Origin of the sequence: Microbispora sp. ZYX-F-249 (assembly GCF_039649665.1) — a bacterium.
In the GTDB taxonomy this organism is placed as follows: domain Bacteria; phylum Actinomycetota; class Actinomycetes; order Streptosporangiales; family Streptosporangiaceae; genus Microbispora; species Microbispora maris.
On the sequence record NZ_JBDJAW010000119.1, the window covers coordinates 1 to 1,679 of the forward strand.

The 1,679-nt window shown below is 57.4% G+C and carries 2 rRNA genes; both read left to right on the top strand.

Features of this window, described 5'->3' with window-relative positions:
• Positions 1-1,518, top strand: a 23S ribosomal RNA gene (locus tag AAH991_RS39975); the annotation flags it as partial.
• A 79-nt stretch (positions 1,519-1,597) separates the two neighbouring features.
• Positions 1,598-1,679: ribosomal RNA gene (rrf, locus tag AAH991_RS39980) — 5S ribosomal RNA — on the top strand; the annotation flags it as partial.

Genomic DNA, 1,679 nt, shown 5'->3' on the forward strand with positions numbered 1-1,679 from the left:
TGAACGCCTGGCCTGATCTGGTAGTAGGTAAACGATGGGGTGACGCAGGAAGGTAGCCCAGCCCGGGCGGTGGTTGTCCCGGGGTAAGCATGTAGGGCGAGAGATAGGCAAATCCGTCTCTCATGTGCCTGAGGTGTGATGCCGAGCCGATTGTGGCGAAGTGGGTGATCCTATGCTGCCGAGAAAAGCCTCTAGTGAGTGTCGCGGCGGCCCGTACCCGAAACCGACTCAGGTGGTCAGGTAGAGAATACCAAGGCGGTCGGGTGAACTGTGGTTAAGGAACTCGGCAAATTGCCCCCGTAACTTCGGGAGAAGGGGGACCTTTACTGGTGATGAGACGTGCTCTCTGAGCTGGTGGGGGTCGCAGTGGCCAGGGGGAAGCGACTGTTTACTAAAAACACAGGTCCGTGCGAAGTCGTAAGACGATGTATACGGACTGACGCCTGCCCGGTGCCGGAACGTTAAGGGGACCGCTTAGCATCTTTCGGGGTGCGAAGGTGAGAACTTAAGCGCCGGTAAACGGCGGTGGTAACTATAACCATCCTAAGGTAGCGAAATTCCTTGTCGGGTAAGTTCCGACCTGCACGAATGGCGTAACGACTTCCCCGCTGTCTCAACCACAGGCCCGGTGAAATTGCAGTACGAGTAAAGATGCTCGTTTCGCGCAGCAGGACGGAAAGACCCCGGGACCTTCACTACAGCTTGACATTGGCGTTTGGAGCGTCTTGTGTAGGATAGGTGGGAGACTGGGAAGCTCTGACGCTAGTCAGGGTGGAGTCATTGGTGAAATACCACTCTGGTCGTTTTGGACGTCTAACCCGCGCCCGTGAATCCGGGTGGGGGACAGTGTCTGGTGGGTAGTTTAACTGGGGCGGTTGCCTCCTAAAAGGTAACGGAGGCGCCCAAAGGTTCCCTCAGCCTGGTTGGCAATCAGGTGTCGAGTGTAAGTGCACAAGGGAGCTTGACTGTGAGACTGACGGGTCGAGCAGGAGCGAAAGCTGGGACTAGTGATCCGGCATCGGCGTGTGGAAGCGGTGTCGCTCAACGGCTAAAAGGTACCCCGGGGATAACAGGCTGATCTTCCCCAAGAGTCCATATCGACGGGATGGTTTGGCACCTCGATGTCGGCTCGTCGCATCCTGGGGCTGGAGTAGGTCCCAAGGGTTGGGCTGTTCGCCCATTAAAGCGGTACGCGAGCTGGGTTTAGAACGTCGCGAGACAGTTCGGTCCCTATCCGCTGCGCGCGCAGGAGACTTGCGAGGGGCTGTCCCTAGTACGAGAGGACCGGGACGGACGAACCTCTGGTGTGCCAGTTGTTCCGCCAGGAGCACGGCTGGTTGGCTACGTTCGGTAGGGATAACCGCTGAAAGCATCTAAGCGGGAAGCTCGCCTCAAGATGAGGTCTCCCACCACGAGAGTGGGTAAGGCCCCCTAGAGATGATGGGGTTGATAGGCCGGAAGTGGAAGCGCAGTAATGTGTGGAGCTGACCGGTACTAATAGGCCGAGGACTTGACCATGATGTGCTCGCGTTCACTATGTGATCTCAGAGACAGCAACCACTAGCAGTTGTAGTTGTGGTTGTGTGTTTCATGGGGTTACGGCGGTCATAGCGGCAGGGAAACACCCGGTTACTTTCCGAACCCGGAAGTTAAGCCTGCCAGCGCCGATGGTACTGCAC